Source organism: Brevundimonas sp. (assembly GCF_023259385.1).
Classification (GTDB): domain Bacteria; phylum Pseudomonadota; class Alphaproteobacteria; order Caulobacterales; family Caulobacteraceae; genus Brevundimonas.
This window is the reverse complement of sequence record NZ_JAHFPF010000108.1, coordinates 3,241-10,663: the sequence shown is the minus strand read 5'-3', so window position 1 is coordinate 10,663 and position 7,423 is coordinate 3,241. Positions and strand designations below refer to the sequence as shown.

General features: G+C 69.1%; 4 protein-coding genes. 3 read left to right on the top strand and 1 reads right to left on the bottom strand.

Annotated features, from left to right (window positions below):
• The 3 genes from Q0C81_RS09790 to Q0C81_RS09780 all read left to right on the top strand — a co-directional run.
• A partial coding sequence (locus Q0C81_RS09790) for a FecR domain-containing protein (RefSeq protein ID WP_291836971.1) occupies window positions 1-989 on the top strand: 989 nt, incomplete at its 5' end.
• A 76-nt stretch (window positions 990-1,065) separates the two neighbouring features.
• Window positions 1,066-4,008 carry a TonB-dependent receptor gene (locus Q0C81_RS09785; protein ID WP_291836970.1) on the top strand — a complete coding sequence of 981 codons (2,943 nt, stop codon included), beginning with the start codon at window positions 1,066-1,068 and terminating at the stop codon, window positions 4,006-4,008.
• Window positions 4,009-4,017: 9 nt separating this feature from the next.
• On the top strand, window positions 4,018-6,522 hold the full coding sequence (locus Q0C81_RS09780) for a prolyl oligopeptidase family serine peptidase (protein ID WP_291836968.1): 2,505 nt from the start codon (window positions 4,018-4,020) through the stop codon (window positions 6,520-6,522).
• Here Q0C81_RS09780 and Q0C81_RS09775 read toward each other — a convergent pair.
• The coding region (locus tag Q0C81_RS09775; protein ID WP_291836966.1) for an asparagine synthase-related protein at window positions 6,455-7,423 on the bottom strand (969 nt) is incomplete at its 5' end. The genes Q0C81_RS09780 and Q0C81_RS09775 overlap by 68 nt on opposite strands.

Here is a 7,423-nt window from a genome sequence, read left to right as displayed (position 1 = left end):
GGCGCATCATGACCAACCCGACCATCCGGGTTGAAACCGCTGAGACCGAGGCGGCCGCCTGGCACGCCCGGCTGGGCGTGCGGAACGTCAGCACCGCCACGATCGAAGAATTCTTTGCCTGGCGCGCGGAGCCGACGAACGCGGCGGCCTACCGGCGCGTCGAGAAGATCTGGGCCGACACCGGCAAGCTGGGCGGCGATCCTGAAATCGCCGGGGCGCTCGAGGCGGCGATGTCGCGCAAGGCGGGCGCGGCCTCGTCCCGAGGTGTGCCGCGGACCCTGCTGGGCTTGGCCGCGGTCGGCGCGGCGGCGGCCTTGGCGATCGGCGCCTGGGCCTGGCAGCAGAGCCGGACTGTCTTCGCCACCGGCGTGGGCGAGCAGCGCCTGGTTCAGCTGGCGGACGGGTCATCGATCCGGCTGGATACGGCGTCGCGGATCAGGGTCCGCTTCGCTGACGGTCGTCGCCTGGTGGATCTGGAACGCGGCCAGGCGCTCTTCACCGTGGCGCATGACCGGACGAGGCCGTTCATCGTCGACGCGGGCGGGACGCAGGTGACGGCGGTCGGCACGGTGTTCGACGTGCGAAGGGATGGAGCGACGGTGAGCGTGACCCTGGTGTCGGGAGCGGTCGATGTCACGCCGGAAGGCGCGGGGAGGGCGGTGCGGCGGATGGCCGCCGGCGAGCAAACCCGCGTCAGCTCCAATGGGCTCGACACCCAGGCCGCCGACGTGGAGGCCGAAACCAGCTGGACGGACGGACGGATCGTGTTCCGTGACACGCCGCTGCGCCAGGCCGTGTCGGAGGTGAACCGGTATTTGACGGCGAAGATCGAACTGGACGCCGCGTCGCTCGACGCCGTCCCGGTCAACGGCGTGTTCAGGACCGGGGACCGCGACGCCTTCGTCTCCACGGCCTCGCAGGTGTTCGAACTTGAAGTCTCTCCGGGTCCGGATGGAACCGTTCGGCTGTCAGAGCGAAAAAATAATTGAGAAACCTCTCCGGGGTTACCCGGGGTCTGAACCGTCTCTTCTCTGACGCCGCGTGGCGTCGAGGGGAGCCATGAATATGAGTCGCTCGAGTCTTCTGTCCGGCAGCGCGCTTGTCGCCTGTGTTCTCGCCGTCAGCACGACGGCCTGCGCCCAGGAAGTGCGCGAGTTCAACATCCCGGCGGGGTCGCTGCGGGATGGCCTGACCCTTTTTGCGACCCAGGCCGACCAGCAGATCCTTTTCGCCGGCGAACTGGTCGCCGGACGGCGGACCGAAGGTCTTCGCGGACGGTTTACGCCCTCCGCCGCGCTGAACCGATTGCTGACGGGATCCGGCCTGACCTGGTCGGAGACCCGTCCCGGCGTCATCTTCCTGCGCCGCGTCGCCGGGGAGCCGTCCGGGGAGGCTGTGACACAGCTGGACGAGGTGGTGGTCACCGGCACGCTGTTGAAGTCCTCCGGAGATCTCGCGTCGCCGGTGGTGATTCTGGACCGGGACGCCCTGGATCGTCTCGGCCGAGGCACGGTGGCCGAAGCGCTGACGGATCTCCCTCAGAACTACGCCGGGGCGGGAACGCCCATCGTGCAGCTTGCGAGCGCGGACCGGGGCGGATCCAACGCCGTGGTGGCGACAGGCGTCAATCTGCGGGGCCTCGGACCGGCATCGACCCTTGTCCTCGTCAATGGCCGCCGCTTGGCGGGGACCGGATTTCGGGGCGAATTCGCAGACGTTTCCGCGCTGCCGTCGGCGGCGGTCGAGCGGGTGGATGTCCTGCTCGACGGGGCCTCAGCCCTGTATGGGGCCGACGCCGTGGCGGGCGTGGTCAATGTGATCATGCGCCGCCAATTCGACGGCCATGAGACCCGGTTGCGCGCCAGCGCGGCCGAAGGCGGGGCAGAGGATCTGATCGTCTCTCACCTGGCGGGGCGTTCCTGGACAACCGGCTCGGCCTATCTGTCCTATGAATACCAGACGACCAACGCCCTGAGTTCGTTCGACCGGCCCTATACGGCGGACGGAGATTTGCGGCCCTTCGGGGGGACGGACCGCCGCAACCTGTTCGGCTCGCCGGGCAATATCGTCGCCTTCAATCCGGCCGTCGGTGGCTTCGTCTCGCAATACGCGATCCGGCCCAATGCTTCAGGCTCCGCCCAGTCTCCGGCCGATTTCGAGGCGGGGGCCACCAACCTGACGTCGGTCTCGCTCGGGGCCGACCTCATTCCCTCCCTGGAGCGCCACAGCGTGTACGGCCGGATCCGACAGGGGCTCGGCGAGCGGATCGATCTGACGGCGGACGTGCGGTACAGCCGCCGTGCGTATGAGTTCGCCAGCCCCGCCAGCATCGGCCTGTTCACGGTAACGGCGGCCAACCCCTTTTTCGTCTCGCCGACCGGAGCGCCAGCCCACACCATCGCCTATGCGTTTCAGGGTGATCTCGGCCAGACGCGCACGGCCGGCACGTCAGAGAGCTTTGGGCTCACTGCCGGGATCGACTGGGACCTCGGAGCCGGCTGGAGCCTGGACGGCTATCTGGCGACTGCCGGGGAAGGCGGGGAGAGCGGCATCACAGGTCGGGTGAACACCCGCTTCCTCAATGAGGCCCTGGGCGCGACGCCGGACGATCCGGCCACGCCCTATCGCGCGGCGGCGGACGGCTTCTTCAATCCGTTCGGGGCGGGCGACGCCAATGGCCGCGCCGTGCTCGATTTTATTTCCCAAGGGTTCTCAGAGGCGCGAGACCGCAGCCGGGCCAGGTCCGCCAACCTGCTCGTCGCCGGGCCGCTGTGGATGCTCCCGGGCGGAGACCTGCAACTGGCCGTGGGGGCTCAGGCCAGGCGCGAAACCTTCGAGACCCGGACGACCGCATTCGGTTCCACGGCGGCTCCGGTGACCACGGTCACGCCCGAGCAGGGGCGATCCATTCGGGCCGTCTTCGCCGAGGTCCGGGCGCCGCTCGTGGGTCCCGACAACGCCCGGCCGGGCCTGCGGCGGCTGGAGATTTCGGCGGCGGCGCGGTTCGAGGACTACAGCGACTTCGGGACGACCACCAATCCCAAGCTCGGCCTGGTCTGGTCGCCGCTGGACTCCCTGTCGCTGCGGACATCTTGGGGCACGTCTTTCCGCGCCGCCTCCCTGCCGCAGGTTTATGACGCCGCCCAAACCACGGTCACCTTCGTCCCCCGCGCGGACGGCGCGCGCGTTCTGTCGCTCTTCCGCTTTGGCGGCAATCGGGACCTCAACCCCGAAACGGCCGAGACCGTGACGGCGGGTTTCGACTATCGCCCTGCCAGGGGGGCCAGTTTGAGCGCCAACTGGTTCGACACCCGGTTTTCCGACCGGATCGCCCAGCCCGTGACCGAGAACCTGGCCGGCGTCCTGACCGACCCGTCGCTGGCCCCGTTCGTCGTTCTGGTGAATCCGGGGAGCAGCGCGTCTGACCTCGCCCTGGTCGAAAGCTTCACCAACCAACCCGATTTCGCCTTCGCCGGAGTGTTTCCGTCCACGGCCTTCGGGGCGATCATCGACGGGCGCTGGGTGAACACCGGTGCTGTGCGGGTGAGAGGCATCGACCTCTCCGGTCGCTATCCGCTCGAAGCGGCCGGTGGGCTGATCGCCCTCGAGGGCTCGGCGTCCTACATTCTGGACTACGAAAGCCGCACGACGCCCGCGGCCGAGCCGCGCGCCCTGGCCGGGGTGGTTGGCTTTCCGGTGCGGCTGAGGTCACGCGTCGGCGCCTCATGGACTCGCGGGGACCTCGGTGTCGGTCTTCACTGGAACCATGTCGCGGCCTATGAGGACCGCGCCGGCGCGGAGATCGACGCCTGGAACACCGTCGACGCCCAGGCGAACTGGAGTCCTGCGGCCGGTCCGCTCGAGGGCCTTCGCCTTGCGCTGACCGTGCTGAACCTGTTCGACGAGGATCCGCCGTTCTACGACGCGCCGACGGGCTTCGGCTTCGATGCGGGGCAAGCGTCCATGCTGGGCCGGACGGTCTCGCTCCAGCTGACCCGGCGCTGGTGAGGGCGGGCCATGATCGGACGCCTGCAACACCACCTTTGGGTGGTCGCGGCCCTGCTGTGCCTGGCGACCAGCGCCCATGCCCAGACCCGGTCGCTCACGGTCGACGACATCGTCTCGACCGAGGCCTTTGGACGGGCATCGATCGCGCCGAATGACGCCTGGGCGATCTATGAGAAGCGCGGGCCCTATGACACGGCGCCGCGGTTCGACCTCGGCCCGCGTTCTCAGTGGGCCATCACGGACCTGTGGCTCCTGGACCTGAGACGCGCTGGAGCCGCGCCCGAACGGCTGCTGCCGGGCGAGGAGCCTGGACTGCTCCGGGGTCCCTGGTCTCCCTCGGGCGACCGCCTCCTGGTCCAGCGCTTGCGCGGCGATCGACTGGAGTTCGGCGTGGTCGATGTGGCGGACCGGACCGTTCGCTGGACGGGCCTCGCGCCAGAGATGCCGACCGCGGGCGCCCAGGCCGAATGGGCCTCGGATGACCGACTGGTGCTCTTGACCCGGCCGGACGGCAGCCTTCCCTGGCTCCTGGCCTATTACGGCGGCAGTCAGGCGGAGACAGAAGCGGCGTGGCGGCGCACGGCGGAAGGGCGGCGTCCCGCCCGGACCGTCGTCGACACCAGCGCTGGCGTCGCGGCGCCGGAGACGGCGGGGGCCGGGCAGGCGTTGGTCCTGATCGATCTGACGAGCGGCGTCCGGCGGACCCTGGCGCGCGGCCAGATCCGCGACTTCGCCGTCTCCCCGGACGGGACGCGCGTCGCCCTCCTGTCCGGTGACGGTCTCACGGCGGTCCGACCGGAGGTCATCGTGCAGATGGCCGTTCCCGATCGACAGCGACTGAGGATCCTGAACCTCCAAGACGAGGGCGAGGCGGCGCCGTCGGTCGAGCTGGATGTAGCGCCACATCTGCTGCGCTGGTCACCCGAATCCGAGGCCCTGCTGGTCTGGGCGCGACGGGACGGCCAGCGATGGGAGGAGGGCGGACTGATGCGGATCGGACGGGCCGGCGCGGCCGTGGAGATCTCGCGCGGTGACCTGGCCGTCCGGCCCGCGGGAACCGAGATCGACACCCTGCGGGGGGTCCAGGCCGATTGGATGGGGGCGACACCCGTGCTGTACAGCCGGCCTGTGGGCGGCGACCGGTTCGACTGGTACGCGCTGGCACCGGGTCGGCCCGTCAGAAACCTGACCGGGGACCTGACTGGCGTGCCCTCTCGACTAGCGGCGGTGAGTGGGGACACCCTGTATTATTTCGCGGACTCCGCCTTCTGGGCATCGGACGCGACGGGACAGCGCCGACTGACTCCCATCGACCAGCCGGTCTCGGAGATCACGATCGGGGACATCGAGAAGCCGTTCCGGCTGCGGATCAACGACGCCCCGCGTCGAGACTGGGCGACGGCGCTCGGCGCGGAGGGAGAGGTTCTGGTCGTGAACGGCGCGGGCGAGCGCAGACGGCTCGGCCCGGCCCGAGGGTCGCCCGGGGCGCGGGTGCTGGCAGCCTCGGCGAGTGCAGCGATCGCCCTTGATCACATGCAGATGGTCGAAACCCTGAGCGTAGTCCGCCCGGACGGGGCCCGGCCGTTCGATCAGGTCAACGCCGGACTCGCAGACGTCGCCCTGGCCGGGACCGAGCCCCTTGACCATGTCGACGCCTTCGGACGCCCGACCCGCAGCTGGCTGTTTCTGCCCAAGGGTGTTTCGCCGTCGGCGGTCAGGGGGATCGTCGTCGAGGTCTACCCCGGGTCCGTCGACACCGGCGCCTGGGCCGGTCCGCTGGCTCTGACTTATGGCCTCAGGGCCTCCGTTCTCGCCGGGGGCGGCTATGCCGTGATCAGCCCATCGATGCCGAACGACCGGGAAGGAAGCGACTCGATCGACTTCTATGTCCGCAGCGTCGATGCCGCCGTCGACGCCGCGCTGGCTGCCCATCCTGACCTCCCGCGAGACCGTATCGCCATTGCAGGACATAGCTTCGGGGGCACGGTGGCCTTGGCCATGGCCGGCGGGACGGCGCGCTACCGCTCCTACATTTCATGGGCCGGCACCTCTGAGATGTTCAGCAAATGGGGCGAGTTCGCTCCGGTGACCCGAATCCTCACCGAAGGCGGTCACATGATGCGGAATCAGCAGGGCTGGGTGGAGACGGGGCAGGGCGGCATGACCGGACCGCCCTGGACCGCCTTGAGCGGCTACGCTGCCCGCAGTCCTTATCTCGCGGCGGACCGCATCACCGCCCCGGTGCTGCTGATCACCGCCGACAAGGATTTCGTGCCGATGTCCCAGTCCGAGCTCATGTTCAGCGCCCTCTACCGGCTCGGAGGGACAGCGCGACTGGTGACCTATTGGGGCGAGGAGCATTCCCTGTGGAGTCCCGCCAACATCCGCGACGTCTATGCGCAGATCTTTGACTGGCTGGAGCGGACTTTGGCTGACCCTTCGCCCGTCAGTCCCCCGCAGACAACCGTCGCTCCCAGACCCGGACCCACCCCTCGAACGCGGCCGCAACCATGATTTCGGCGTAGGGCCCGCGCCAGGTCAGGCTTTCGCGGGTGAGCCGGGCATCGACGGCTGCGCGGTCGAGAATGCCTTCGGCCGCCAGACGACCGTCCAGCAACCACGGCCGAAGCACATCCAGGCTCTTCAGAATTCTGCGGCCATAGAGCCAGGTCAGGTCGCCCTTGGAGGGCCTCTGGACGACCGCCGCCGGCAGACGGTCGGCGAACGCGTGACGCGCCAATCCCCGATCCCGGCCTCCGAGCGTCATGAGTGGTGCAGGAATCGCGAGGCAGGCCTCGATCACCGGCAGGGAACAGAGGGGATGAAGCACCTCGACGGCCTCGCTCTGCAGGGACGGCGCATGCCGCGTCATGTTGTCGATGACGCCGGCGATCTGCAACGTCTTGGCTGGCCCGAGCAACGCCCGGTCTTCGAGCCAAGGGTGCCCCGGACCCTCCCCGGTCGTCGCGGCCAATAGCGCGGGGTCGCGTCGAGGAAGCGGGCCGGGAGCGCGGTGATGCCGGCGGGCACTTTGGTACAGGGTCCAGACCGAGACTTCGGTCGATACCGCCAGACGCGGCACGTCAGGAGAGAGGAGGGCGCGAAAGCCCTTCTCCATCCAGAGATCGGTGAAGACGTCGGGTGTGGCGGGCACGAGCACGGAATCGCCGCCCTTGCCGGTCATCACTGCGGCGCAGTCCGCCTCGGTCAAGCGACGGGCCCAGTCAAGGTCATGATGGACGTCGAGGGCGTTGACCCCCGGCCGCAGGTCTCCGGAAATGCGCTCAAGGGTCGCCTCCGTGATCAGGCCGTCGGCCAGTGGAACGCTCTTCGGGGCGATCCCGAGTCTGTCCGCCAGAGCCGTGACCCAAAACCGCTCGTCGGACTCCGGGGTGGGGCCGTGTGCGTTCAGCCA